The 25,999-nt window shown below is 23.8% G+C and carries 28 protein-coding genes; 5 read left to right on the forward strand and 23 right to left on the reverse strand.

All coding sequences use genetic code 11. From position 1 onward, the window contains the following. Positions 1–108 precede the first annotated feature (108 nt). The 4 genes from JRV97_RS11275 to JRV97_RS11290 form a co-directional block, all read right to left on the reverse strand. Positions 109–2,058 (reverse strand): ATP-binding cassette domain-containing protein, encoded by a 1,950-nt coding sequence (locus JRV97_RS11275; protein WP_280998948.1) that lies wholly within the window; start codon positions 2,056–2,058, stop codon positions 109–111. Positions 2,059–2,073: 15 nt separating this feature from the next. Continuing rightward, positions 2,074–3,342 carry a radical SAM/SPASM domain-containing protein gene (locus JRV97_RS11280; RefSeq protein WP_280998950.1) on the reverse strand — a complete coding sequence of 423 codons (1,269 nt, stop codon included), beginning with the start codon at positions 3,340–3,342 and terminating at the stop codon, positions 2,074–2,076. 104 nt (positions 3,343–3,446) lie between these two features. After that, positions 3,447–3,584, reverse strand: coding sequence for a hypothetical protein (locus JRV97_RS11285; protein ID WP_280998952.1), 138 nt, complete (start codon positions 3,582–3,584; stop codon positions 3,447–3,449). A gap of 159 nt (positions 3,585–3,743) precedes the next feature. After that, on the reverse strand, positions 3,744–3,875 hold the full coding sequence (locus JRV97_RS11290; RefSeq protein WP_280998940.1) for a hypothetical protein: 132 nt from the start codon (positions 3,873–3,875) through the stop codon (positions 3,744–3,746). A 277-nt stretch (positions 3,876–4,152) separates the two neighbouring features. On the opposite strand from JRV97_RS11290, the gene JRV97_RS11295 reads away from it, so the two are divergent. Next, positions 4,153–4,668 (forward strand): hypothetical protein, encoded by a 516-nt coding sequence (locus tag JRV97_RS11295; RefSeq protein ID WP_280998942.1) that lies wholly within the window; start codon positions 4,153–4,155, stop codon positions 4,666–4,668. A 38-nt stretch (positions 4,669–4,706) separates the two neighbouring features. Beyond that, entirely contained in the window at positions 4,707–5,756 is a 1,050-nt protein-coding gene (locus JRV97_RS11300; RefSeq protein ID WP_280998954.1) for a hypothetical protein, read from the forward strand. A gap of 205 nt (positions 5,757–5,961) precedes the next feature. Here JRV97_RS11300 and JRV97_RS11305 read toward each other — a convergent pair whose 3' ends face one another. The 12 genes from JRV97_RS11305 to JRV97_RS11360 form a co-directional block, all read right to left on the reverse strand. Continuing rightward, positions 5,962–6,138: a hypothetical protein gene (locus JRV97_RS11305; protein WP_280998955.1), complete on the reverse strand. Its 177-nt coding sequence runs from the start codon at positions 6,136–6,138 to the stop codon at positions 5,962–5,964. After that, positions 6,135–6,857 carry an ABC transporter ATP-binding protein gene (locus tag JRV97_RS11310; protein WP_280998956.1) on the reverse strand — a complete coding sequence of 241 codons (723 nt, stop codon included), beginning with the start codon at positions 6,855–6,857 and terminating at the stop codon, positions 6,135–6,137. The genes JRV97_RS11305 and JRV97_RS11310 overlap by 4 nt, the downstream gene beginning before the upstream one ends. Before the next feature lie 11 nt (positions 6,858–6,868). Then, complete coding sequence (locus JRV97_RS11315) at positions 6,869–7,681, reverse strand: ABC transporter permease (protein WP_280998958.1); 813 nt, start codon at positions 7,679–7,681, stop codon at positions 6,869–6,871. 3 nt (positions 7,682–7,684) lie between these two features. After that, positions 7,685–7,846 (reverse strand): hypothetical protein, encoded by a 162-nt coding sequence (locus JRV97_RS11320; RefSeq protein ID WP_280998960.1) that lies wholly within the window; start codon positions 7,844–7,846, stop codon positions 7,685–7,687. Then, complete coding sequence (locus JRV97_RS11325; protein ID WP_280998963.1) at positions 7,830–9,170, reverse strand: radical SAM/SPASM domain-containing protein; 1,341 nt, start codon at positions 9,168–9,170, stop codon at positions 7,830–7,832. The genes JRV97_RS11320 and JRV97_RS11325 overlap by 17 nt, the downstream gene beginning before the upstream one ends. Then, complete coding sequence (locus JRV97_RS11330) at positions 9,167–10,462, reverse strand: radical SAM/SPASM domain-containing protein (RefSeq protein ID WP_280998965.1); 1,296 nt, start codon at positions 10,460–10,462, stop codon at positions 9,167–9,169. Before JRV97_RS11330 ends, JRV97_RS11325 begins: the two co-directional genes overlap by 4 nt. Before the next feature lie 283 nt (positions 10,463–10,745). Further along, positions 10,746–11,489 (reverse strand): hypothetical protein, encoded by a 744-nt coding sequence (locus JRV97_RS11335; protein WP_280998967.1) that lies wholly within the window; start codon positions 11,487–11,489, stop codon positions 10,746–10,748. Next, complete coding sequence (locus tag JRV97_RS11340; RefSeq protein WP_280998969.1) at positions 11,482–12,327, reverse strand: ABC transporter ATP-binding protein; 846 nt, start codon at positions 12,325–12,327, stop codon at positions 11,482–11,484. The genes JRV97_RS11335 and JRV97_RS11340 overlap by 8 nt, the downstream gene beginning before the upstream one ends. Before the next feature lie 127 nt (positions 12,328–12,454). Then, positions 12,455–12,664: a hypothetical protein gene (locus tag JRV97_RS11345; protein WP_280998971.1), complete on the reverse strand. Its 210-nt coding sequence runs from the start codon at positions 12,662–12,664 to the stop codon at positions 12,455–12,457. A 65-nt stretch (positions 12,665–12,729) separates the two neighbouring features. Then, the gene (locus JRV97_RS11350; protein ID WP_280998973.1) at positions 12,730–14,013 is read right to left on the reverse strand and encodes a hypothetical protein; all 1,284 of its coding nucleotides are present in this window, start codon (positions 14,011–14,013) and stop codon (positions 12,730–12,732) included. 4 nt (positions 14,014–14,017) lie between these two features. Beyond that, positions 14,018–15,247, reverse strand: coding sequence for a radical SAM/SPASM domain-containing protein (locus JRV97_RS11355; protein WP_280998974.1), 1,230 nt, complete (start codon positions 15,245–15,247; stop codon positions 14,018–14,020). 121 nt (positions 15,248–15,368) lie between these two features. Next, complete coding sequence (locus JRV97_RS11360) at positions 15,369–15,503, reverse strand: hypothetical protein (RefSeq protein WP_280998975.1); 135 nt, start codon at positions 15,501–15,503, stop codon at positions 15,369–15,371. Positions 15,504–15,773: 270 nt separating this feature from the next. Here JRV97_RS11360 and JRV97_RS11365 point away from each other — a divergent pair, with 270 nt between their 5' ends. Continuing rightward, positions 15,774–17,372 carry a hypothetical protein gene (locus JRV97_RS11365; RefSeq protein ID WP_280998976.1) on the forward strand — a complete coding sequence of 533 codons (1,599 nt, stop codon included), beginning with the start codon at positions 15,774–15,776 and terminating at the stop codon, positions 17,370–17,372. Positions 17,373–17,587: 215 nt separating this feature from the next. Here JRV97_RS11365 and JRV97_RS11370 read toward each other — a convergent pair whose 3' ends face one another. The 3 genes from JRV97_RS11370 to JRV97_RS11380 all read right to left on the reverse strand — a co-directional run bounded on the left by JRV97_RS11370 (position 17,588) and on the right by JRV97_RS11380 (position 20,780). After that, the gene (locus tag JRV97_RS11370; RefSeq protein WP_280998978.1) at positions 17,588–19,168 is read right to left on the reverse strand and encodes an ABC transporter transmembrane domain-containing protein; all 1,581 of its coding nucleotides are present in this window, start codon (positions 19,166–19,168) and stop codon (positions 17,588–17,590) included. A 30-nt stretch (positions 19,169–19,198) separates the two neighbouring features. Continuing rightward, on the reverse strand, positions 19,199–20,521 hold the full coding sequence (locus tag JRV97_RS11375) for a radical SAM/SPASM domain-containing protein (RefSeq protein ID WP_280998979.1): 1,323 nt from the start codon (positions 20,519–20,521) through the stop codon (positions 19,199–19,201). Between the two features lie 127 nt (positions 20,522–20,648). Beyond that, positions 20,649–20,780, reverse strand: a complete 132-nt coding sequence (locus JRV97_RS11380; protein WP_280998981.1) for a hypothetical protein — start codon at positions 20,778–20,780, stop codon at positions 20,649–20,651. Positions 20,781–21,333: 553 nt separating this feature from the next. Between JRV97_RS11380 and JRV97_RS11385 the strand changes: the two genes are divergently transcribed. Continuing rightward, positions 21,334–22,008 (forward strand): DUF2202 domain-containing protein, encoded by a 675-nt coding sequence (locus JRV97_RS11385; protein WP_280998983.1) that lies wholly within the window; start codon positions 21,334–21,336, stop codon positions 22,006–22,008. A 54-nt stretch (positions 22,009–22,062) separates the two neighbouring features. On the opposite strand, the gene JRV97_RS11390 is transcribed toward JRV97_RS11385, so the two are convergent. From JRV97_RS11390 to JRV97_RS11400, 3 genes are all read right to left on the reverse strand, one after another. Beyond that, the gene (locus JRV97_RS11390; protein ID WP_280998985.1) at positions 22,063–22,338 is read right to left on the reverse strand and encodes an STIV orfB116 family protein; all 276 of its coding nucleotides are present in this window, start codon (positions 22,336–22,338) and stop codon (positions 22,063–22,065) included. A 157-nt stretch (positions 22,339–22,495) separates the two neighbouring features. Then, positions 22,496–23,404, reverse strand: coding sequence for a pseudouridine-5'-phosphate glycosidase (locus tag JRV97_RS11395; protein WP_280998986.1), 909 nt, complete (start codon positions 23,402–23,404; stop codon positions 22,496–22,498). Continuing rightward, on the reverse strand, positions 23,398–24,489 hold the full coding sequence (locus JRV97_RS11400; RefSeq protein ID WP_280998987.1) for a PfkB family carbohydrate kinase: 1,092 nt from the start codon (positions 24,487–24,489) through the stop codon (positions 23,398–23,400). Before JRV97_RS11400 ends, JRV97_RS11395 begins: the two co-directional genes overlap by 7 nt. Before the next feature lie 184 nt (positions 24,490–24,673). Between JRV97_RS11400 and JRV97_RS11405 the strand changes: the two genes are divergently transcribed. Then, positions 24,674–24,940: an SHOCT domain-containing protein gene (locus JRV97_RS11405; RefSeq protein WP_280998988.1), complete on the forward strand. Its 267-nt coding sequence runs from the start codon at positions 24,674–24,676 to the stop codon at positions 24,938–24,940. Positions 24,941–24,988: 48 nt separating this feature from the next. Here the strand turns inward: JRV97_RS11405 and JRV97_RS11410 are convergent, their stop codons facing one another. Continuing rightward, entirely contained in the window at positions 24,989–25,921 is a 933-nt protein-coding gene (locus tag JRV97_RS11410) for a radical SAM protein (protein ID WP_280998989.1), read from the reverse strand. Between the last annotated feature and the right edge of the window lie 78 nt (positions 25,922–25,999).

Genomic DNA, 25,999 nt, shown 5'->3' on the forward strand with positions numbered 1-25,999 from the left:
TCACCTGATTTTTATATTTATAATATAGTTCTAAAATTTCTTCATACTTCAACTTTTAATTTTTTAAATCATATTATATAAAATTATTTAAACTATCTTTTGATTAAGTTACACATTTTTCATTTTCGCAAAGTTTTTGTAGATTTTACTGTATAATTTTTGATTTTTGATTAATTCATTATGTTTTCCTTTTTCAATTATTTTCCCCTTATCTATAACAATAATCTCATCTGCCAATTCTTTTATAACATTTATTTTGTGCGATATTATTATTCCACTTTTATTTTCAATATATTTTTTCAATATTTTGAGATTTTTACCTTCAGATATTGCATCAAGACTTGTAAATGGTTCATCTATTATAAATGGTCCATTATGTTCTGGCAACAAAAATCTTGCCATACACACTCTATTCTTTTCTCCACCAGATATTTTTTTACCTCTTTGCCCTAACTTTCTATTTTCCAATTTTTCAAGTTCCAATTTTAATATTATATTTTCATATTTTTCTTTTATGTAGTAATTCCGTGAAAATAGTACTTCAGCTATAAATGATATATTAATTTTATTATTTTTAATTTTTTCTGTTATATCATATAGGATTTTCTCCTTTTCTGTATAACAGTCATTAATATTATATATTTCATATATCATTTCTATATATTTGTTGTTTAGTGTTTTAATATTCAATGGCTCTTTCATTTTTTTAATTTCTTCCATAAATTTGAATAATTGATTTTTGTAATTTTTCAATTTTTTCCTGTAGTCATTCTCAGATAATCCAATTTTTCCAAGAGTCACATTAAAATTTAAATCTTCATCAAATATTTCCATTTCCTGTGAATAATATTTTATACTGGAGTAAATAAAAGGTTTATGTATTTTTCTTACATCAATATTTCCTAATTCCACGTATCCTTTAAGAGGAGATATTTCTCCAAAAATCATTTTTAATATTGTACTTTTTCCTTCACCAGATAAACCCACAAGACCTATTTTTTTATTTACTTCCAGATTAAGGTTTTCTATTATCTCTGTATTGGAATATGAAAATGAACAATTGTTTATTTTTATTGTATTATTTTGAGGTAAATATAATTTGGGTTTTTTTAAAAGATTATCTTCTATTCTCTTATAAAACATTTCAAATTTATTTATATTCGAATATATTTCCTGAATTGAATCGATGGGTTTAAATACAATAGGAAAGTAGGATAATATTGCAATAAATGCTGATAATTCCAACTTCCCTTTCTGTATTTGAAACATTGCAAATATAAAAAATAACGTCAATACTATATTCTTTATGGCGGATATTGCTGAATTGCCAAATATAGATGCATATGATGCTTTTTTAAAGTAATTATCTCTTTTTTTAAATAGTTCATATATCTTATTTTCAAGTTTTAATATATTACCATATCCACTTATACTTCTTCTATTTTCAATGAACTCTAGCATTTTTGGATTTGTTTCAAATACCAATTCTCGTGCTTTTGTAAAGTTATTTATGTGTATTTTATTTGTTATCTTTATTATGGCAAATATTAATATATAGGAAACTATAACTAATGTCGGAAAAATCAATGTCCATTTTGCCGAGATTGTCAACGCAACTAAACTTACCATAACCCCTATAATCATGGAAAAATAATTCTTTTTTAACAACATTGATATTTGTTCAGAATTTCCAAAAAGGCCTGTCATATATGCCCCCGGTCCTCTTTGATCGATAATTTTATTATCCTGTCTCGTTATGGAAGTCAATAGTTCATATTGTATCCGTCCTTTTAAATTTCTAAATAGATTTTCCAATAATAATGATTCTATTACATATATTATAGAAATGGTTAATCCTGATATAAGAAAGACAAAAATTAATCCATTTTCAATATTATTATTAATAATCGCATCTATTATATTCTTTTGAAGTAATGGCAATATTATAGTGAGAATATTCACTATAATTGAAATTAACATTATAAAAAGCACACTTTTTTTAATTTTTTTCCCAAATCTTGAAGATACAAATTTAAAAACAATTTTTATTTTACCCATATTCAGCTCCTTCCATTAGGAAATACCTAAAATCTTTTTTAGATGTTTTTCTTTTAATTTTGGAATTAATCTTAGAGATAATTCTGTCATTTTTTGAGAATATATGCACCAATATATATTTTTATCATCAGAGGAACCTGTGAGTTTCAAATCGTTATAACTACATCCATGAGAACATGTATATCTATTCCAACATTTTTCACATTTTTTAAAACTAAAATTTAAATTAATTTTTTTTATTCCTGAATTTATATTTCCCATTTTATATTCTATTTCTGATGAATATCTATGACAGGGGTAAATATCACCTTTTATATCTATAGAATAGGTTGTTTCACCTAAACCACAACTAAATGCGTTTCTAATTTTAGGCATAAAAATTCTTCTAATATGGTCTGTAAACAATCCGAATGGGAAGTCATCATGAACTTTAATATATTCTACTATATATTCATAAAGATTTTCAAGTTGAGACAATAATTTAGGATAAGTATTTTTTATATTAGGATTTAAAATATCTGGTGGAACGTTAACTTCTCTAAATCCTAATTTAAGCAAATCATCATATATCTTTACTAAAGATATATCAAAATCAAAATAGGTACCTCTAGCGTGTACTTTTTTTACTTTACGTAATAAATAATCTAAATTTTTTACTATTAAATCATATGAATTTTTTTGATTTATTAAAGGACGTTGAAAATTTTGAATATTTCTTCCACCGTCAATACTTACAGCAACACCAAAATTATGCTCATAAAAAAAATCAATTTTTTCTCTACTTAGTAAAGTTCCATTTGTAACTATATGAAATTGATAAGATTTTTCTCCTAAATATTTTTTATTAGTATATTCTACAGTATTTATAATTTCCTTAAAGGCTAATAAAGGTTCTCCACCAAAAAAGATAATATATGCTTCAGCATCTTTAGGAATCATTTCCATAAACTTATCAATAGCTTTATAAGCAATTTCTGATGGCATTATTCCTTTTTCTTTTCCGTAATCTCCATGATTTGCAAAACAATATATACATTTTGCATTACATATATTGGCTATACATAAAAACAATCCATAACGTTTATTTCTAGTATTTAAATTTTGATATTCATCAATTTTAGTAATCCTATTTTTGTAAAAATTCAATATATTATTTTTTATTTTTTCATCGACAGAACTTTTCAAAGTTTCATATTCATTTCTATCTAAATAAAACAATTGTTTATAATTTGGTAAATATAAAAAAAAATCAAACTTATCTCTAAAAACATGATATTGAATCATTTATTTAGCTCCTTTCTTCTAAATAATACATATATATATTAAAGTATTAAAAATACTATCCACAAGGGATAGCATAATAGCTATCCCTATTTTTTCCCTACTTTTTAAGTTGTAAATTTTGGCCAGCTATCATCTGAACCACATCCAGCATATTCACAAGATAATATAATTTGTGAATCTTTTACCAAATGTTTTAAATAAGGATTAATTAAAGGTTGTTTAATTTCAATTTTCTGTTTCATTGAAGTATTCCTCCTTTCTAAATTAAAATTACTCAATAATCTTTAGCACTAAAAAAAATCAGCCGGCTGAAAAATTTTAATTTTAGTTTATAAACACATCGTATTACAAAAAATCATATGTTATAATGTTAATAAAACAATTGAGTCTAGAGATGTTTTTTATTCATAAATTTCAGTTTGAATTTGAGGATTTGATGAATTGGTTGATGAATAATCATAATCATCTTCAGCATATAGTATATTTGAGAATAGAAAAAGTATAATTAATATTGATACTATAATTTTTTTCATCCCCATCACCTCCCAATTATTATTTATTTTAGCAATTCTAACATGATTTTCAACTATTACTATAATGTTAACAAAGCTTTATTTATCAGGGTTTTGTTTTTACGATAAAATTACATTTATGTTATAAAGTTTTTTGTAACATTATTTGTGAATTGCATAATACATTTTAATAGTATATTTTATATACTAATTCTTTTTATTTCACAATCTAAAAAATAGCAAGAATTATGATTTTAAATTTTTGTAAATTATGTAACTATTTGGTTGGTGATAATATATGAAGATTAATAATATGTTTCTAAAAAAGATTATAGATATAGTCGAGTACGGAAGTTTTTCAAAACCAATTGTGAATTATATTGAAAGTAATATTAACGATATTTCATTAAAATATTATATTTCTTTATTAAAATCAAAATGGGAGATGGATTTTTCTTCTGCTATTTACTATGCAAATAACTCTATTTCAACAACAACAACAACAACAATACTAAAGGAACTTTCAAGATATGAACTTGTGTTGTTGTATTCAAGAATGAATAATTTTGATAAATCAAAAAAAGTTTTCAATACACTAAAAAATAATATAATCAATATTTCACCGTATGCAAGAAGAATAATTATACCTGGGTTAAAAGCCTTATCAGAGAAATTAAATCAAAATTTTGAGATTTTAAAATGTTATGGTGATTTATATGAGGAAAGTTATGTTCAAAAAGCAATAATAGAATATTCAAAGGCCAGAAGATTATTGTCTGAAAAAAATATGATGAAGCTTATAATAATTTTTTAAAAGGTTTTTCATATGCTAAAAAATTTAATCACCCTTCAATGATGTGTGCAGGTTTAAATTCTGCAACGTGGTGGATAAGGAATGAAGATAAGAAAAAAGCTTTAATTATTGCTAATTTACTGGAATATTATATTGGTTATTATTTCGATGATTTTAATTATATATCTAATTGGATTGATACTATTATAAGTGTAAAAGAATTAAACAATGATATAAGAGTTTTTGGCCTTTTAGAAATTATACATAACGCTTTAATATTATTTCCGGATTTAAAAATACTTATTGAAAATATGCAATGCCCAGATTTTAAAATAGAAGAATATACACTAAATAAAAAATTGAATTATTTTATTTATAAAAAAAGTAAAAAAAGATTGAAAGGTAAAACATTAAATGTTGTGGAATTAAAAAGATTTATTCAAAAATATGGTTTAACATATAAGAAAACATATCCATATGAAATAAAAAATGAATTATATAAAATACATATAAATAAAACTTTTAAAGAAAACATAATCAAATTTAAAAAGAAAAATAAAATAAAAATACAAGAATTATTTTTTGCAACATATTCATCATTAATAGAAAAACCATATTTTACAAAAAGTTGCATTTTAAAATTGGTTTTTGAAGGAGATAAAGATAAAATCATTAAATATTTCTCAAGTAATTATGAGAAAATGTATTTTTTTAACTTAATGCTATCTGAATTTAAGGTTAAAGAAATTGAGAAAAGGATAATGAATCCTGATGATTTTGAAAAGATAAAACCTAATGTATCTCCATTTTTTGTATCAAGAAAAAAACTCATCTTTAATCTTTTAAAAAATGCGAAAAATTTTAAAGAATTTATTCTTAAATATTTCGAACTCAACGAGGAAGAAATAAGAACTTTTGATGTGTTTTTAAGAAATTGTGTTCGTTATGATATAATATGGCCAATTACGCCTTATCCTAAAGGAAAGGTTCGTGATTTTGCAATTAAATATGGTCTTGGTCAAAAACGCGTTGCTTTAGGATATTATTCTTTTGAAGATGCTGAACGAAAACTTCTTGATTCTATTATTGAGAAGTTTTTAAGATTATAAACTTTATTAAGTTGCCTAAATTTTTTTGTGTAAATATTAATGGTCAAACTATTTTAGTAGATGGTGGATTGTCAAAATCTCCATTATAATAAAGTCCATAAAAGAGACCATAAAAAATTTTGTGTAAATAAAAATAAAACCCTTCTTATTTTACAATATCAAGAAGGGTTTTTTCTGTTTTTAACAGCGTATTTATAATTTAACTTCAATTTTTGTATTTCCATATGTTAATTATTGTTATTTTTAATAAAATATATCCTATAACAAACCAGAATATAGCATTTAATGCTGAAACTGATGCTGATATTCCCGATAATGTCATTGTTTGAATTAATAAAAATATAAATATAATTGAGAATTTATACAAAAACGAACTATTCATTTTATTAATTCCAGTAATCTTTCTTCATTTTTTCTCGTTGTTTTTTCCAGTAATTCTTCTGTTTTTATGTCTGCTGTTATTTCTCCTTTTTTTAATACCACTATTCTATCGGTTTTCTCTATTTCACTTACATCATGACTTGCTAATATTATTGTTTTTCCATTTTTGGATAATTCTTCCATCATTTCATATATTTTCATCTTTGTTTCTATATCCACTCCATTTGTCGGTTCATCTAATAAATATATTTCCGCTTCTTTTATTAATGCTCTTGCTAAATTTAATCTTCTTTTCATTCCTGTTGATGCTTCCATATATTTGATTTTTCTGTTTTCATATAACCCCATCTCTTTTAATCCCTTTTCTACTTTCTTTTTTAATTCTTTTCCTGTTAGATTATTTAACATTCCAAAAAAATTTAAATTTTCTTCTAAATTCAATCTATAGTAAAATGACCTTTCATTTGATGTTGCTATTGATATTAATTTTTTTATTTGTTTTGATTCTTTTTTTATGTCATATTCTTTTATTTTTATTTCACCGTCATCTGGTATTATAAACATCCCTATTGTTTTTATTAATGTTGTTTTTCCTGCTCCATTTGAGCCGAATATTGTTACTTTTTCTCCTCTGTTTATTGTAAGATTTATGTTTTTTAATGCTTTTATCCCATTTTTGTATATCTTTGTCAGATTTTTTATTTCTATTATTTTTTCCATTTTTTCACATCCTAATATTGCGATATTGTGCCATATTTTCTTGCTTTATCAAAACTGTTTTTAAACCAGTACATTCCTATTGGTAATATTATTATTGTCATTATAATCAATATTATTATATCCTCTTTTATTTGGTATAAAGTATATCCATTTATTAATGTTTTTCTCAATCCATCCATTGCATATGTTGTTGGTAATATATAAGATATACCTCTTAACCATTTTGGTAATATTTCTACTGGATAATATATACCAGAAAACATTCCTGTTAAGAATGAATATACCCAGCTCACAGGATCACCTTTTTTTGTTATTACAATAAATCCTGCACTTAATAATCCTATTCCACTTAAACTTATCATTGTTATTATTAATAATATTATTGAAGATATTATATTCATTTTTATTTCTACATCAAATGTATATATTAAAAATACAAATACTATTCCAGTATTTAATATTGTAAATATCAATTTTGAGAATATAGTGTATATAAACACTTCCCATAATGGTGTTTCAGATAGAAGCAGGTATTCTATTGTCCCCATTACCTGCTCCTGTCTTATTACACTTTTAAATGTTGTTAGAGAGAGAGTAGTATAACTCATAAATACGCTTCCAGATATGAAATATGCAAGAATATTTCCCCCATATTGTTCAATCATTGGAAAGTAATTACCCTGAGCTATGAACCTTCCCATGAATCCAAATTGTAATAATCCCAAGAATCCACTGAGTATTCCCAGTACTGCTTGTGTTTTATAACTTTTCCATATGAGTATGTCTCTACCTAAAAAATATAGAAATTTTTTTATTGTTTTCATGACTTAAGAATCACACCAATCCCAGAACCCTTTATCTTCTCCTTTGCATTTAGCATTTTGTTCACATCCTTGATTACTACATTCATCACAGTTTTCTACTTTATCTTTTCCAAAATCACAAAATGAAAATAAACTTTCTTCTTTTGGTTCATTTACGAATTCCATTTTTTCGCCTCCCATATGTTTTTTCTGTTAATAATATCATTTCTTCTAAATTATATTTTATTGGAAGACATCTTTCCCTTCCGTATTCTATTACACTATATTTTTCTGCTAATACTTTACCCAATATACATCCTCCCATACAATACGGTAACACTTTACAACTTTTACATTCTTCATCAAATGGATCTATTGCGAGCCATATGTTTTTTCTGTAGTTTAATTTCATTTTACCATTTTCTTTTAATTCGCCAATTTCTTTTGAAATACCACCAATTTCTCCCCAACATTTGTATAATTTCCCATCTGCATCTATTACTAATGAATTTATACTTGTCGCATCACATCTTGCTTGATTTATTTTTAAAAATGGATTGAAATTATAGTAATCTATCTTTTCTATTATATAATTATATAATTCACTTTCTATTTTGGCGAATTCTTTTAATGTGAATGATTTCAATTTTTTATTATCTCCCATTTCACCCTGTCTTAAATCTATTTCCACCTTTAATCTATCTTCAGATATTTTATCTATTAATCTTTTTATACTTTCTATATTGTGTGGAAATACATTAATTCTTATTTTTACAAAAATTTCTTTTGATGCATTTTTTATATTTTCATATATTCTTTTAAATGTTCCTTTTCCATTTTTTAATAATCTTAATTTATTGTGTTCTTCTTCTGTTCCATCCAGCGTTATTATTAATTTTTTTATTCCAGAATCTTTCAGTTCTTTTATGGTCATTTTATCAAGTAAATATCCATTTGTTATAATAAATGCATCATATTCCACTTTTTCTTTTTCACAAATCTTTTTTATTTTTTCGCTTAATTTTTTAATTTTTTCTTTTTCTAATAGCGGCTCTCCACCCCAAAAAGTTACACTAAATATTTTTGGCTTTTTTTCTTCTATTTTTTCTTTTACCAGTGTTATTATTGAGTCTATTGTATTTTCCTTTATATTGTTTATCTTAAAAGGTTTTATGCTTATTTCTTTTGCCTGGTTTTGATAACAATATTTACAATTAAAATTACAATTGGTTGTCATTGTCACTGTTAAATGAAAATAATCGTTTGAAAATTGAAATTTTTTATATTTTGCTATTATGTCGCTTAATTCGTCTTTATCATCTTCTATTATAAATCCACCTTTTTTAAGTATTTCTATATCCTTATCAATTTTTATTTTGCCTGATAATATTTTTTTTATTTTATCGACATTTTTCTTTTCTACTTTCAATATTGCATTGGTCATTCCATTAAAAAGAAGAAGACTACCGTCTTCTTTTTCAATTAACGTATTATACTGAGATGATTTCATTTAACCACCATCTTTTTCTCAAATTTTTTTACTCTATACCATAATTTTATAAAACTTTCTGTTTCTTTTTTTTCTTCAGGACAACCTTTGCTTCCGCGAAGTGCAGCATTTCTACATCCACCATGACATAAAGGCAATATTTTGCATTCTTTACAATTTTTATCTTCATATCCATTATAACTATGCCATTTTAACTGTTTTTTTGTTTCTAATTTTATTTTTCCATTTTCTATTTTCCCCATTTCCATTCCTTCTTCTACTGCAACTGTACATGGATATATTTCCCCTTCTGGACCAATTACCATATTATATACATTATCAAATTCGCAATACATATCTCCATTTAATATTGGTAACATTACTTTAAATCCTCTATTTATTGCCATTTCATATAATTTTGAGAGTTTTGTAAATGAATTTTCTTTTCTGAAATCTCTGACGTGTATATGAAATTCTTCATTCCTTTCTGATGCTTGGAATATCCATCTAAAATATATTTTCATTCTTTCTTTTGGAAACTTCTCTAAATAATCAAATAATTTCTCTATTTTTTCATAATTTTCAGGACCTACATTTACTCTTATTGATATATTTGTTTCTTTTGTATTTTCAAATAACGTTTCTATTCCTTCTATTATTTTTTTAAATGTTTTTCCTCCACCAACTAATGGTCGATATTTATCGTGTGTTTCTTCTATTCCATCAAGAGTTATCTGAACATTTTTTATTTTTAATTCATCAAATTTTGATATATCTATATAATTCAATAAATATCCATTTGATGACATTGATGAAAACAGTTCTGCTTCACTTTCATCTATTATTTTTTTATTTATATATTCAATGACTTTGAAGTTCATCAATGGTTCTCCACCAAACCAACCTATTGATATTATTTTTTTATTCTTGCTTATGTTGATAATATAATCTGCTATTTCTTCTGCTTTTTCTATTGTCATTATTTTATTTCTTTTTGTTTCATAACAATATACACAATCAAAATTGCATTGGAAAGTTGGAATTATTGTAAACGTCGCTCGAGAATTATCAAATCGCGCTCTATAATTTCTCATTTTTATTTCTTCATATTCATTATAATCTTTTTCTATAATATATCCACCATATTTTAATTGTTCAAATAATTCATCATCAACTATATTCCCTTTTAATATTTCTTTTATTTTTTGAACATTTTCACGTTTTACTTCAGCTATTGCTCCTGTTCTTAAGTTAACTAATACCGGAACTTTATCTATTTCTAAAAAGTAATTGTAATATGATTCTTTATACATTTTTTCCACCTGCTATTATAAAGATTTAGTTTTTATTTATTAATTATAATAATTTTAACAAAGAATATATATAATATAAATAACGTTAATGTAAATTTCTCTTTTCTTAAATTTAATAATTTTACTTATTTATTTTATCAAATGATATGTTTTTATTGTTAATTATTTAATTTATATTATACAATATTTGATATATTCTCTTTGTGAATGAGGTTAAGAAAATTCAGGAACTTTTTTGTGTCCATTTACAAATTCTATATGTTTTTACTAATATCTTTCTAATCTAATATTTTGGTTCATATTTTCTGAAAAATAGATATCCTATTATAAATACTGTTGTTGCCATTAATAATGGTATTATTATTTTCCACAAACTAAGATACATTATAAATTCTATTCCTTTTGAAGATATTAATTTTCTTGTCATTATATATACAAAATTTAATGGATGATATATTTTATTTTGAACTGGCAATAGGAAATAACTATATATTACAAATAATGATATTATTATTGAAAAGAGGTTATTTTTTACAATTACATATATCATCATTCCTAATAATGCAGTAAATAATATTGCTATTTCATAGTTTAAGTAGGCTACTATTGTTAATGACATCCCTTTTGTATCGGGTTTTCCAATTACTATCATATAGTAATATGTTAATATTATTAGATTATATATACTATACAATGTTGTTATCCAGAATAATGATATTGATTTTTTTATGTAGAATTTTAATCTTGTGTTTTCCATGAATATATATGTGTATAATCTGCTTTCTGTTATTTCATGTAATATTTTTATTCCAAGTATTATTGCTATTAATTGTATTAATCCCATAAAGTTCCACATTGATCCAAAGTATTTTGCTGCTATTATGGATATTGATGGTTTTCCATAATACCCCCTTGCTATCATATAAACTATACCTTTGGCTCTTATTGTTGAAAAGAAATAGTATATTATTAATGATGCTATAAAAAATTTATCTTTTTTTATCTTTTGTATTTCTGCTTTAATCATTTTTTCCATCCCCTGATGATATTTTTATAAATGTTTTTTCCAGGATAGATGTATTTTTTTCTATATCTTTTATTCTTACTCCATATTGCGTAAGTTTTTTCAATGTTTGTATTATATTGTTGCTTTTTATTATTGTTTTACCCTCTTCTATTTTGTATTCTAACCATTCGGGATATTTCTGTGTTTCTGTATATATTATATATTCATCATTTTTTTTAAATTCATCTTTTGATAAGATTTTTTTTATTTTTCCATCATGTAATATACCTACTCTGTCTGCCATTTCTTTTGCTTCTGATAATACATGAGTGCTTATTATTATACTTTTTCCTCTTTCTTTTAAATCTTCCATTAATTTAATGAAGTTTTTTCTTTCTATTGGGTCCAATCCTTCTGTTGGTTCATCAAATATGTATATATCTGGATCTATTAATAGTAATATTGAAACCGCAAGCCTTTTTTTCATTCCTGTTGAATATTTACCAACTTTCTTTTTTGCATGTTGTTGTATTCCCGTTATTTTTAAATATTTATCCATACTTTCTTTGTTTATTTTTTTATATATTGATGATGTTATATATTTTATGTTTTCGTATGCATTCATATTTTTCATAAATTGTGGTTCTTCTACAAAACCCAATAGTTTTTTGCCTTTTTTTATTTTTATTTCACCTTCATCTGGATTATATACTTTTGTTAATATATAAAATAGTGTTGATTTCCCTGCTCCATTTTCTCCTAATATTACAAATTTTTCCTCTTCTTTTACATCAAAGTTTATTCCTTTTAAAACTTCTTTTTCTTTAAACTTCTTTTTTATGTTTTTTATATCTATCATTTTTTCACCACCAATTTCAACACTTTTTATATTTTGTATTTCTAAATATTTTATGTTAAAATTATAATGTTTTTTAAAGTTTTTAATAAAAAATATCCATAGGGTTGTGGCTGGAAAAGTAAGTTTATTATTCTGGAATATCTATATTATTACCAGTGCAGTGATCAACAACACACCAATCGGCATCATTACAATCTCCTAAGTCAATAATCGTGCACCAATCAGGTGCAGGGCTACAATTTCCACCATCATAACCTGAACAATAATCAAAAGGAAGAGTACAATCACTATTCAAAGAATTCTTAGTTGTTCCATTAATAACCTTTATATGTTTCATAATATATCAACCTCCATTTAAAACTTGCTTTTCTTTTCCAGCCACAGAATTTAAAATTCATATTTTTATTCAAGTTTTAATTCATAAACTTCAAATATAAAAAGATTTTTATCTTCTTTTTTTTCTATTTCGTTTAATACACCATAATACTTATCTTTCATTTTAAAAAAATGTATTGCTTTATTCAAAATTTTATTTATGTTACCTGTTTCAAGATTTATTTTATAAATGTTTCCATTAAAAAGAAATATTTCAAATTGATTTTGTAAGTTCAAACTAACTTTAAAAGGTGTATTTGAACAGAGAAATGTAGCATAATCGGATTTTTTTAATTCGCTTTCCCATGATATTTTAAATTTATTATCTATTATTTTTCCTAATATTATTTTTGTTGTACTATCTTCCTGCACTTCTATTAATATTTTTTCATTTTTATAGGTATTATAGTGATAATTTATATTTCCTTCTTTCAAAAATGGATATATTTCTTCCATATTTATATTTTCTATTTTATTATTATCGAGATTATATCTTTTTATATTTATTTTTCCACCATAATTACCAAAATATACATATTTTTCATCTTGATATATATATGTATAATAGTTCATATCTGAAAATATTTTTTCATCTTTCTTTATTAATTCATAGTTTTTTGCATCAAATGTGTGTTTTAACTTTATGTATTTACTGTTTGAACCAAAAAAAGATGTCACACTTTTTTCTGGTATTGTTTCGAATAGATATAGTTTATCTTTATACTCTGCCATTTCTAATATCCCTGAAAAATCTTTTAATGTTATTAATTCTTTATACCAGTTTAAATCTTTATCCACTATCATTACCGTTCGTTCTGATTCATTTACTCCTACACTCATTATTATTTTATCTTTCAATTCATAATCAATCATAACTGCAAATGACTTTACTCCTAAATTAAGCTTTTTGTTAAATATATATTTTCCTTCTTTTCTTATATATTCATTTATTTCCATATCTCCATTTTTTTCATTTCCACATATTATCCAGAATTTATCATCAAAATTGTATACTGTTATTATTGTTGCACCTGTAAGTCCTCCGATCTCATATAATGCTGGAGCACGCATTTTTATTGTTTGTTTTGTATTATTTTTTAAGGAGTATATGCGTGTCTCAAAATCTTTTTCAGTAGTTACAACAAATGGTGTAATTATTGCTTCATTTTTTGTAAATGTTGCTATTAATTTTGGTGGTTTTTTTTCATTTTCTATTTCTATCTCAATTCTTTTTATCATTTTTAATCTATCAGAAAATAAAGAAATTGATATTGTTAATATAAATAAAATCATTAATATATTTCTTTTCATTTTATCATCTCCCTACTTTTAATTTTTCTACTCCTATTTTTGTTAGGTTGCAAGAAATACTTCGGCTTTTACTTTTTGTTAATAATTCATATGGGCATCCACCACCGCATATATTTCTCAATTCGCATAAACCGCAATCTTCTTCTATTTTTTTAACTACTTTCTTATAAAATTCCTTTTTATAGTTAATAAATTCTTCCCATTGCATCCCCACTTCTCCAAGTTCATAGTCTTTTTCACCTGTGAATCTCTGGCATGGGTATATTTTTCCATCTATATCTATTGATACTATTCCCAACCCCGCTCCACATGGATATTTTTTAATTTCTCCTTTTTTTATAGTTTCCCATACTCCACTTATATTTAACGGGATAAACCTTTTATCTTTTTCTTCTATTATTTCTTCAACTTCTTTGTATAATTTTTTCTTTTCTTTTTCTGTCCATTTTTTTGTGTAAGGGTATGATGCAATCGCAAAAGAATAGCCACCAACATTTAGCTCTTTTATAAAATGTTCTGCTATTTTTTTAATTTCTATTTTCTGATTTGTTACTGTTGCTCTAACGTTTAACTTTTTCCTTTTTTCCAGTATTAACTCTATATTTTCTGCTATTTTTTCATATGATCCCTTTCCTCCAACAAATGGCCTTTGAAAATTTTGTATATACTCACAACCATCTATACTTAATGTTAATGAAAAATTTTCTTTGATTAAAAAGTCTATTATTTCTTTATCCATTATCGTCCCATTAGTGGTTATTGAATATCCAATCTTTTTGTTATATTTCTTTCCTAATTTTTTTGATAATGCCACGCTTTCTTTTATTTTTTTGAATTCAAGTAATGGTTCTCCACCAAAAAACGTTATTGTTATTTTTTTCTTTTTTGTATTTGAAAATATATATTCTAAACTTTCTTTTATCAATTTCATATTCATACTTTCTGGTTTCTCTTTATGAGCATAGCAGTATATACATTCAAGATTACATGCTTTTGTTATATTTAATATAATATTTGATGGTTCAAATATTATGTCTGAATTATAGAATTTTTCGCTTTCTTTTATTTTTTTATTGATTATATTTTTTAATGTTTTTATATCTTTTTCAACATCTTTATTTTTTTTATTTTCTGTAAGATGTGAATAGGCTATTTCATCTAGTTCGACTAATGTTACACTATCAAGGTCCAATAGATACTTTCTTTTATTATTTTGATAGAGTTTATATTTCATTTTTTTCTCCTTTCTTTTTAATATTAAAAATGTATTGTATCATAAAACCTTATATGCTATAATTTAAATGTATTTTACAAATAACTGAGTATAAAGCTTTTAGTTTTCATATGATATCTTATTATCCTCTGGAATTTTCAATTTGAACTTGAGGATTAGTTGAATCAGTTTTATATTTATCCTCATTATCTCCTGCAAAAATAATATTTGTTAACATTAATAAAAAAATAATAAATAAAATTAATATTTTTTTCATCCTATCACCTCCGTTATTATTTTACTATTTCTAACATGGTTTTCAAGCATTTTTGGCTATTTTATAATTCTTTATTTATGGTATTTTTAATTTTTATATTTTCTCATTTTTTTATTAACTCCATCTTGTTACTTTATGTTAATATTAGCTATTTCCTTTTTCTTAATATTTTTAATTTAATCTTCTTCATTTTGTTTTTGTAAAAAATTACAAAATAAATCAGAGATTTTTAAGTAAAAATATGATTACAAATTTATTGAGGTGTTTTTAATGAAAAATAATATTTCTTTAAAATCCTTGATTGATATCATAAGTTTTGGATATTATTCTTATCCAATTATTAATTTCTTATATTTAAATATAAATGATATTTCTTTAAAATATTATCTTTTGTTATTAAAATCCAAATGGAAAAAAGATTATTATTTAGCTATTGATTATTCTAAAAAAACTATTTCAACAACAACAACAACAACAATATTAAGAGAACTTGCAAGATTTGAACTTGTTTCTTTATACAATAAAGTTGGGAAATATGATTTAGCAAAAAAAGAAATTAATATTTTAAAAAATAATTTTGATAAACTTCCATCATATGCAAGATATTTAATGGTACCAGGGTTAAACTTGCTCAATAAATCATATAACATAACTGATAATTTTAAAGTTTATTCAGACAATTATATTGAAAATGATTTAGATAAAGCTATTTTGATTTATTCAAAAGCAAGAGATTTCATTAAAGAGAAAGAATATTCTAAAGCATATAAAAGATTTATTGAGGGATTTTTTCTTTCTAAAAATTTCCCTCATCCTACTATGATTTGTAATGGTTTAAATGGTGCTGCGTGGTGGATAAGAGAAGTAGATAAGAAGAAAGCGTTAGTTGTAGCTGATTTATTAGAGTATTATGTTGGTTATTATTTTGAAGATTTACCTAAGATATATAATTGGTTTGATACTATTTTTGAAGTAAAGAAAATTAATAATGATATAACAATATTTGATATATCGAGTATTGTTATTAAGCTAAATAAATTAAATAAGGTTAAAATAAAAAAACAGTTTTTCCATTTTATTCCTGATATTTCTTCATCAACGTATAATATAACCAATGAATTAAAAAATTATATTTTAAAATATGTTGATTTAATGGTTAAAAAAGGAATAATAAATTCCAAAAGTATATTAAAAATCATAAATTCAAAAAAAATAAGTTATACCTCTAGAAAACCATATGCTATAAAAAATGAATTGTATAAAATGTATATAAATAAAACTTTTAAAGAAAACATAATCAAATTTAAAAAGAAAAATAAAATAAAAATACAAGAATTATTTTTTGCAACATATTCATCATTAATAGAAAAACCATATTTTACAAAAAGTTGCATTTTAAAATTGTTTTTTGAAGGAGATAAAGATAAAATCATTAAATATTTCTCAAGTAATTATGAGAAAATGTATTTTTTTAACTTAATGCTATCTGAATTTAAGGTTAAAGAAATTGAGAAAAGGATAATGAATCCTGATGATTTTGAAAAGATAAAACCTGATGTATCTCCATTTTTCATATCAAGAAAAAAATTAATATTTAATCTTTTAAAAAATGCGAAAAATTTTAAAGAGTTTATTCTTAAATATTTCGAACTCAATGAGGAAGAAATGAGAACTTTTGATATGTTTTTAAGAAATGGTGTTCGTTATGATATAATATGGCCTATTATTCCAAAAGTTGATGGTAATTTGAAATCTTTCGCTTTAAAATATAATATTACTCAAAAACGAGTTGCTTTAGGATATTATTCTTTTGAAGATGCTGAACGAAAACTTCTTGATTCTATTATTGAGAATTTTGTGAAAATATAGAGTTTATATATTATTTGTAATTTTTTTACAAATTCAATGATAATTATATAAATTTACAAATCCTTTGATACTTCATAAAAAGTAGAAGGGCGAACCCTTCTACAAGTTTTAGTTTAATTTAGAAGATGTGCCATTACAACAATTTGAAACTCCACCTACGCCACATTCTGCGGTATATCCTATTTTTTTAACTTTTAATGGTTTTAAAATTTCTCTCATTCTACCACCTCCTTCCTTTCCTCAAGAAATTTATTATCAATTATGTTATAAATTTTATCAGCAATATCATCAAATAGATTTTCATGGGATACAACCAATATTATTTTTTCCTTTTTTATTTTACTCAAATATTTTTTAATATTTTCTTTAGTTTTATAATCAAGGTTTGAAAGAGGTTCATCTAATAATAAAATACTTTTATTTTTTGAAAAATACAAAACTCTTGCCATATGTATTTTTTGTTTTTCACCTAATGAAATATTTAAATTTTGAAAATCTACTTTTTTATCTAAATTGTTTATATTTAGCATAGAGATTATCTCTTCTAAATAGTTAGAATCTTCTGCATTATTAAATATAATATTTGTTTTAACATCTCCCTCAAAAAGATATATTGGATTATATAAATACGAACAATTCTTAATAAAGTCTTTAGAAAAATAAAATACAGAATTCTTATTATTTTTTTTGATCATTTCAGGTGAAGATATTTGAGTTAATAAATTAAAAATAGTTGTTTTTCCAGCTCCATTTTTTCCTTTTATAATATATAATCCATTCCTTTTATTTAATATAAAGTTTTCTATTTCTAATAATTTTTCTTTATTTTCCGTATATATTGAGCAATTCTTTATTTCTATAATATTATCTTTATTCTCATTCTCTAAGTTAATATTTTCTTTTTCTTTATAATTATAGAAATCATTTATTCTATTCAATATACCTTTGTTTGAATGTTTTTCCACAATCGCTTGAGCAATTTGACTTAATGGTTCAAAAAGCATACTTAAATATTGAGAAAACATTATTAAACTACCTAATGTCATTTTTTGTGAAATTACGTAATATGCACCAATACCCATTATTGTAAAAGAAGATAATGTATTTACAAACATCGGTACTTCTTTTCCAAAATTATACCAATAAGAATATTTTAATCTAATATTTTTCCATTCTTCTAATTTTTTTTCAAATATCTTTTCAAAGTATTGTTCTTTCTGATATAGATTAATATGAATTTTTCCTTCTATATTCTTATTTGCATTTGTAATAAATTCATCAGCTTTAATTCTTTCTAACTTTGAATATTGTTCTAATTTTTTCTTATTTATTCCCATTGAAAATACATATAAAGGTATAAATATTGCACTTATCAAAGATAAAATTGGATTTATAAAAAATAATATTATATATCCTGAAATTACTCTAAGTATTCCAATAGTTAAAGTTCCTAAATAAGTAACTACCACATTAGCATATGTTCCGCTATCTGAAATAAGATAATTTAATAATTGTCCTTTATCAAAATTTTTGTAATTATATTTTTTTATTTTAAAAATTTTTTTCAGTAATATTTTTTTTAATTTCACTGAAAAATATAACGGTATTTTATCCCATTGATACTTTAAGAAATAAAAAATATATGAATGTAAGAATACTGAAAATCCCAATCCCAAAAATAACCAAATTTTTAATTCTTTAATATTATTAGCACTTATAATATTATCAATTAAATATTTAGTGAATATCGGAAAGATATAATATAAACATATACCAATAAACGAAAAAAATACCAATTGTATTATTTTAATTAAATTTTTTTTTCTTTAAAATCTAGAATTTTTCTCATTATTTATTGCCTCCTCATAATACAACTTTATCAAGTCATTCAAAATATATTTTTCTGGTATACATTTTTTAAGTTTTTTCGTTTCTAGTAAAAAACATCCACCCATACACCATGGTAACACTTTACAATTTAAACATTCTCCTGAAAATGGATTTCTTAATATTTTTTTATAATAATTCTTTTCATTCAAATTCAAATCTCCATTATTATCAATATATCCCATTTCAAAAGTCTTGTCATTTTCACTAGACGTACAATGATATAGTGTACCGTTTGTTTCAACTAGAAAGGTATTTATTCTATCAAAACCACAATTATAACCTTTTATATCATAAAATGGAACTTTTTTTCCATATTTTAATAAAGTTTTATATATTTTTAATAACACTTTGGAATACTCTTTAATATCCTTATAAAAAATATCTTCATTGGTATAATTTATATCAAATTTTTTTGCTTCATTAAAATGTAGCATTACATTTTCTTTAGATAAAATTTTATATTTTTTTAACTCATAAAGATAATTTTCTATATTTTCATTATTTTTATTTATATTTAATCTTAAAATTATATCTACTTCAGGCCATATATCAAGAAGTAATAAAATATTTTTTATAATTTGGTCATATGTACCTTCTTTATTTCTTAATATTCTGCTCTTATTATGTTGCTTTTTATCCCCATCTAAAGTGATCTGGATTGTTTTTATTTTGGTATTTTTTAGTTTTAATATATTGTTTTTAGTTAGTAAAAAACCATTTGTTGTTAAATTACTAAAAAAATTTATATCTTTATAGTTGTCTTGGATATAATTTTCTATTTCAATTATTGCATTAAGATTTAATAATGGTTCTCCACCAAACCAATGGATATTGAGAATATCTATATTATTTTCTAATACTGTTTTATCTATCCATTTCTTTATAGAGTTTATTGTGTTATCTTCCATCATTTTTTTATTATGACTTTGATAACAATAACTACATAAAAAATTACAATCATTTGTAGTTTTAATTGTTAGAGAATATATTTTATTATCAAATTTATTTTTATTATGTATATAATGCAATCTATCCATTTCATCTAATTCTTTGTTTATCCACATACCATATTCTATAAATTTTTCCTCTATTTCTGAATTTTCAATAAAAAAATTTTTGTAATTCTCATAATATTCCTCATTTAATTCAAGCATTCCATGGGTGTATGTATTAAAAATAATCCAATTATCATCTTTTTTTATTTCAACATTAAATTTTGAATGTTTATATTTTTGAGATTTATTTTTTATCTTATCCATAATGTCACCTCACTAACCTAATTTTATATATAATATATATTGTATTATAAAACCTCATATTGCTATAATTTAAATATATTCCACAAATAACTGAGTATAAATATTTTTTGGTATTCATAAGTTATTTTTACTCTGAAAATTCATGTTGAATTTGAGAATTGATTGAATCAGTTTTATATTTATCTTCATTATCACCTGCTAAAATAATATTTGTTGAGATTAATAAAAAGATAATAAGTAAAATCACTATTTTTTTCATCCCATCACCTCCACTGTTATTTTACTATTTCTAACATGGTTTTCAACCATTACTGTAATGTTAACAAAGCTCTATTTATAAGGGTTTTCTTTTTGCGATAAAATTACATTTCTGTTATAAAATTCATGTAACATTATTTTGTGAATTATATAATACTTTTTAATAGTTTATTTTATATACTAATTCTTTTTGTTTCACATTGTAAAAAATAGCAAAAATTTTGGTTTTAAATTTTTGTGAAGTATGTAACTATTTGGTTGGTGATAATATATGAAGATTAATAATATGTTTCTTAAAAAGATTATATATAGTCGAATACGGAAGTTTTTCATAACCAATTATGAATTATATTGATTCTATTATTGAGAAGTTTTTAAGATTATAAAATAATACCCTGGCAATTCAGTTTGCCAGGGTATTATTTATAATTTACAGATTATTTTCTAAGGAAACTCTAAGGTTATTTTAAGGGGATTCTAAGTATAATAAGTTATTATATAGATGTCGAAAGAAAAATATAAAAAAATAACTTAAATTTTAGGAGGCGGTTTATATGAAAAAAAGTTTATTAGTAGGAATAGTGGCATTGATTTTAGTAGTAGTATCATTTGCAGGTGGTTTTTTTAATAATCCAAGCGCAGCAGTATCTACTTTACCAGTTGAAACATTATCAGCAAGTGAGACTGAAGGATTATTATTAATGAGAGAGGAAGAAAAATTAGCAAGGGATGTTTATTTAACATTGTATGATACATGGGGTATTCAAACATTTTACAATATAGCGCAAGCAGAACAAACACATATGAATGCAGTAAAAAGTATTTTGGATAAATATGATTTACAAGACCCAATAACAGATTATACAGTTGGAGTTTTTAATAATGAAGAATTACAAAAATTATATTATGATTTAGTAGCAGAAGGTCAAAAATCAGTTATAGATGCTTTAAAGGTAGGAGCAACAATAGAAGATTTGGATATATATGATTTAAATAAATTATTAAAAGAAACAGACAATCAAGATATAAAATTAGTATATGAAAATTTAATATCCGGATCAGAAAGTCACATGAGAGCATTTGCGGGTCAATTAGATAGATATAATGTAACATATTCAGCCCAATACATAACCAATGAAGAATTACAAGAAATTTTAAATGGAAACAATGGCTCATCTTCTAATAATTCTAGTTCAAAAGGCTATGGAAATAAAGGTAGAAGAAGATAAAAATATTATAGAAAATAATAAAAGAGGTTTCGGAATATCCGAAACCTTTTTTAATTAATATATATATTTTAATCTATAATAATTTTCTCCAGAGATTACATATAATGTATCTTCTTTATTTAATTTATATGGGTTTTCATTAACTTTAACTTCTGTGCCTAATAATTCGCTTATTTCTTTTGCTTTTTCTTCACATCCTATATGACTTTCAAAACCTTCTTTAATTCCATGTTTTAATTCTTCCAAAGAAATTCTTTCAACTCTTAAATCTTCAACTGGTTTTACTAATATCAAATCTAAATCAACCTTATCTGAAATGTATTTAGCCATAATATCCCTCCCTGATTTGGTATTTTACAATTCTATTATACCATAGTTAAAACTTTAAATCAAATTAGATAAATCAAATTCTAACTGTATATCTAACGGTTCTCTCTCATAAATCTCTCTAATTATTACTTTTGAATATAAATATCAAAATCTATTTTTATAGATACTTTGCTATTTGTGCAGCTAATTTTGCATTATTATATACCAGCTGTATATTTGAAGCTAAACTTTCACCACCAGTAATTTCTTTAATTTTAGCTAATAAGAAAGGTGTTGTTTCTTTTCCTTTTATTCCTAACTTTTCAGCTTCTTTTAATGCTTCTTCAATTGCCTTGGTTATGACTTCATAATCCATTTGATATTCTTCAGGTATTGGATTAGCTATAACAGCTCCACCTTTTAAATTAAGATCCCATTTTACTTTTAAAAAATTTGCAATTTCTTCTGGTGAATCTAATCTGAAGTTTACATTAAATCCGCTTTTTCTTGTATAAAATGCCGGCAGTTCAACTGTTTGATATCCGATAACAGGAACACCAAAAGTTTCTAAATATTCTAAAGTTAATCCAAGATCTAATATAGATTTTGCTCCAGCACAAACTACAGCTACGTTTGTATTTGCTAATTCTTGAAGATCTGCTGAAATATCAAAAGTTTCCTGTGCATTTCTATGAACTCCACCTATACCTCCTGTAGCAAAAACTTTTATTCCAGCTAATGCTGCTATGATCATTGTACCAGCAACAGTTGTTGCACCATCTAGTTTTTTTGAAACAACATATGGAATATCTCTTCTACTAACCTTTATAACTTCTCTTCCTTTTTTTCCTAAATATTCTATTTCTTCCTTATTTAAACCTGCTTTTAATTTTCCGTTTATAATAGCAATAGTTGCAGGAACTGCACCATTTTCTCTAACAATTTGTTCTACATTTAATGCAGTTTCAACATTTTGAGGATAAGGCATTCCATGTGAAATGATGGTTGACTCTAAAGCAACAACTGGCTTTTTTGATTCTAATGCTTCTTTTACTTCTTCAGAAATAACTAAATATTCATTTAACATATTTCCATCTCCTTTATTATTTTTTTTATATTTTCAACATTTAAATCTTCAGATATTGTATTTTTAGATTGCAAAGCTATTATAGAAGCACCTATTGCAAAAGAACCAGAATATTTTAAATCATAATCATTCAAATAAGAATAAACTAATGCTGCGGTAAAAGCATCTCCTGCACCAGTTGCATTAGTTACTTTAATTTTCGGAGACTCTATCTTTATTATTTCTTTTTCATTTGCACAAATTATCCCATTTTCTCCCATAGTTAAAAACACCTGTTTTACACCTTTATCGATTAATACTTCACATGCTTTTTGAGCATCATTTTCATCATTAATTTTTATATTTGTTAAAATTTCGGCTTCTAACTTATTAGGTTTTATTGTATGAAATCTTCCTATAATATCTTTTACTTTTTCTGTTTTAGTAGTTGAAACTGTATCTAAGAAAATAGGATTTTTATATGTTTCTAATAAGTATTCAATACTTTCTTTAGGTAAATTTGTATCCAATATCAGAACTTCACTATTTAGTATTATACCCTTTCTTGATTTAAAAAAATCAATTGTTAGTTCATCGCAAATATCCATATGGGATATAGCAACTTCCATATCTCTGTCATTATTTAATATGGCTAAATATATAGATGTTTGATTTTTTGAAGATATTAGAGAATTTCCTATATCGATACCAATTTCTTTAGAATGTTTTATAATTTTTTCTCCATATATATCGTTACCAATAGCTGTAATAAATTTTACATTTAAATCTAATTTCGCCAAATTTTCTGCAATATTTCTTCCAACCCCGCCTAATGACATATTTACAACACCTGGATTAGAATCTTTTGATATAAGATCATTCTTTGGAAAGCCAGTTATATCGATATTTGATCCACCTATTACAAGAACATAATTATTTTTATTTACAATATAACCTCTTCCAAGTATATACCCTTTTTTAATTAAATTAGTTATATGTATTGCTACAGAAGATCTTGCAATATTTAAAATGGATGCTATTTCTTCTTGAGAAATAAAAGGATTATCTTTTATAAGCTTTAAAATTTCTTTTTCTCTATCCGTCATTTTATCACCTAACTTTTGTTTAATTTATAAACAATTTTATAATATCACAAATAGAATAATTTTTCAAGTAGTTCAAATAAATTATTATTTCTAAGGATTTTTTAAGTATATTCTAAGTTTATTTTAAGGGTTAAAGGTTATTATATCAGTGTCATAAAAAGATAAAATGAATGGAGGAGATATTATGAGAGGTTATTATCCAGGTTATCATACATTTGGCAGTTTTTTCGGAATTGGTTATGGTTGGATAGGAATGATTGTTATAGGTGTAATAATATTTATAGTTTTGTATTTATTATTTAAAGGTAGTTCTAGAAGAAATAAAGATTATTATTTTTCAGAAATGCAAGAAAAAAAAGACAAAGCATTAGAAATATTAAATGAAAAATTTGTAAAAGGCGAAATTGATGAAGAAGAATATTTAAGAAAAAAGAAATTAATAAAAGATTAGGAGATGATTATTTCATTAATATATAAAATAAAGCCCTTTAACAGGGCTTTATTTTATAATTTCTAGATATTTTTCATTATCATATGATACAATATTAAGCTTTTCTTTTAATTTATCCAATACTTTCTCTTTATCCTCATTAAATTCAGATATTATTTTCATTGCTTGTTCAAGACGTAAGGGATGTTTTTCTGTAATATCCAAAATTGCTTCTATTGAATTTTTATATCTACTAATATCAAATTCTCCTTCCTCTCTAAAAGCTATTGATGAAGAATTTGGGATTATTTTTAATGCATAAGCTAAAGATTCTTGATCAGGAATTTTTACCCATTTTTCAACAGGTGGCCTTACTGGTACATTAATAAACACTTTTTCAGGAATTGGATTTATTGATTTTATAATTTCAGCAATTTTTTCAATATCTTCTTTTGAATCATTAACATCTTTTATTAACATTATTTCAACCCATATTTTTCCTTTAAAATTTTTTGCGAATATTTTCAAACCATTTATTATTTCATTATATTCTACATTCATAATAGGTCTATTTATCAACTTATATTTTTTCTCATCTGGTGCATCAATACTTGGTAGAATCAAATCAACATCCATTAATTCCTCTCGGACTTCTTCAAGATAAAATAAAGAGCCATTAGTAACAACTGCAATTTTATACTTGTTTTGGTAAGTATCTCTAATCCATTTTATAATATCTCCTATTCCTGAATGTAAAGTTGGCTCTCCATCACCTACAAAAGTTATATAATCTATAGGTATATTACTAGTTTTAATTGCATAATTCAATTCTTCAATAATACTTTTTGTTGGTATATATTCTTTCCTTTCATTTGTAAAATTAGTTGTTTTACCTAATTGACAATAGATACAAGAATAATTACATGTTTTTAATGGTGTTAAATTTATTCCTAATGAATTTCCCAATCTTCTTGAAGGTACTGGCCCAAATACATTACCCATCATTTCACCTCATTCACAATATATATTTAATACATATATATTATATCATAATTTTTATGCTATAATAAATTAAAATAT

This window comes from Marinitoga aeolica, from assembly GCF_029910535.1.
GTDB lineage: Bacteria > Thermotogota > Thermotogae > Petrotogales > Petrotogaceae > Marinitoga > Marinitoga aeolica.

What these genes read in the sequence shown, in the direction of transcription:
- JRV97_RS11395 (WP_280998986.1), bottom strand. Translation starts at nt 23,404, where the DNA reads ATGTTAAATGAATATTTAGTTATTTCTGAAGAAGTAAAAGAAGCATTA.
- JRV97_RS11285 (WP_280998952.1), bottom strand. Translation starts at nt 3,584, where the DNA reads ATGAAACAGAAAATTGAAATTAAACAACCTTTAATTAATCCTTATTTA.
- JRV97_RS11390 (WP_280998985.1), bottom strand. Translation starts at nt 22,338, where the DNA reads ATGGCTAAATACATTTCAGATAAGGTTGATTTAGATTTGATATTAGTA.
- JRV97_RS11305 (WP_280998955.1), bottom strand. Translation starts at nt 6,138, where the DNA reads ATGAATAGTTCGTTTTTGTATAAATTCTCAATTATATTTATATTTTTA.
- JRV97_RS11400 (WP_280998987.1), bottom strand. Translation starts at nt 24,489, where the DNA reads ATGACGGATAGAGAAAAAGAAATTTTAAAGCTTATAAAAGATAATCCT.
- JRV97_RS11290 (WP_280998940.1), bottom strand. Translation starts at nt 3,875, where the DNA reads ATGAAAAAAATTATAGTATCAATATTAATTATACTTTTTCTATTCTCA.
- JRV97_RS11385 (WP_280998983.1), top strand. Translation starts at nt 21,334, where the DNA reads ATGAAAAAAAGTTTATTAGTAGGAATAGTGGCATTGATTTTAGTAGTA.
- JRV97_RS11295 (WP_280998942.1), top strand. Translation starts at nt 4,153, where the DNA reads ATGAAGATTAATAATATGTTTCTAAAAAAGATTATAGATATAGTCGAG.
- JRV97_RS11325 (WP_280998963.1), bottom strand. Translation starts at nt 9,170, where the DNA reads ATGAAATCATCTCAGTATAATACGTTAATTGAAAAAGAAGACGGTAGT.
- JRV97_RS11365 (WP_280998976.1), top strand. Translation starts at nt 15,774, where the DNA reads ATGAAAAATAATATTTCTTTAAAATCCTTGATTGATATCATAAGTTTT.
- JRV97_RS11310 (WP_280998956.1), bottom strand. Translation starts at nt 6,857, where the DNA reads ATGGAAAAAATAATAGAAATAAAAAATCTGACAAAGATATACAAAAAT.
- JRV97_RS11360 (WP_280998975.1), bottom strand. Translation starts at nt 15,503, where the DNA reads ATGAAAAAAATATTAATTTTATTTATTATTTTTTTATTAATGTTAACA.
- JRV97_RS11345 (WP_280998971.1), bottom strand. Translation starts at nt 12,664, where the DNA reads ATGAAACATATAAAGGTTATTAATGGAACAACTAAGAATTCTTTGAAT.
- JRV97_RS11405 (WP_280998988.1), top strand. Translation starts at nt 24,674, where the DNA reads ATGAGAGGTTATTATCCAGGTTATCATACATTTGGCAGTTTTTTCGGA.
- JRV97_RS11380 (WP_280998981.1), bottom strand. Translation starts at nt 20,780, where the DNA reads ATGAAAAAAATAGTGATTTTACTTATTATCTTTTTATTAATCTCAACA.
- JRV97_RS11330 (WP_280998965.1), bottom strand. Translation starts at nt 10,462, where the DNA reads ATGTATAAAGAATCATATTACAATTACTTTTTAGAAATAGATAAAGTT.
- JRV97_RS11335 (WP_280998967.1), bottom strand. Translation starts at nt 11,489, where the DNA reads ATGATTAAAGCAGAAATACAAAAGATAAAAAAAGATAAATTTTTTATA.
- JRV97_RS11275 (WP_280998948.1), bottom strand. Translation starts at nt 2,058, where the DNA reads ATGGGTAAAATAAAAATTGTTTTTAAATTTGTATCTTCAAGATTTGGG.
- JRV97_RS11300 (WP_280998954.1), top strand. Translation starts at nt 4,707, where the DNA reads ATGATGTGTGCAGGTTTAAATTCTGCAACGTGGTGGATAAGGAATGAA.
- JRV97_RS11280 (WP_280998950.1), bottom strand. Translation starts at nt 3,342, where the DNA reads ATGATTCAATATCATGTTTTTAGAGATAAGTTTGATTTTTTTTTATAT.
- JRV97_RS11355 (WP_280998974.1), bottom strand. Translation starts at nt 15,247, where the DNA reads ATGAAATATAAACTCTATCAAAATAATAAAAGAAAGTATCTATTGGAC.
- JRV97_RS11315 (WP_280998958.1), bottom strand. Translation starts at nt 7,681, where the DNA reads ATGAAAACAATAAAAAAATTTCTATATTTTTTAGGTAGAGACATACTC.
- JRV97_RS11320 (WP_280998960.1), bottom strand. Translation starts at nt 7,846, where the DNA reads ATGGAATTCGTAAATGAACCAAAAGAAGAAAGTTTATTTTCATTTTGT.
- JRV97_RS11340 (WP_280998969.1), bottom strand. Translation starts at nt 12,327, where the DNA reads ATGATAGATATAAAAAACATAAAAAAGAAGTTTAAAGAAAAAGAAGTT.
- JRV97_RS11375 (WP_280998979.1), bottom strand. Translation starts at nt 20,521, where the DNA reads ATGGATAAGATAAAAAATAAATCTCAAAAATATAAACATTCAAAATTT.
- JRV97_RS11350 (WP_280998973.1), bottom strand. Translation starts at nt 14,013, where the DNA reads ATGAAAAGAAATATATTAATGATTTTATTTATATTAACAATATCAATT.
- JRV97_RS11410 (WP_280998989.1), bottom strand. Translation starts at nt 25,921, where the DNA reads ATGGGTAATGTATTTGGGCCAGTACCTTCAAGAAGATTGGGAAATTCA.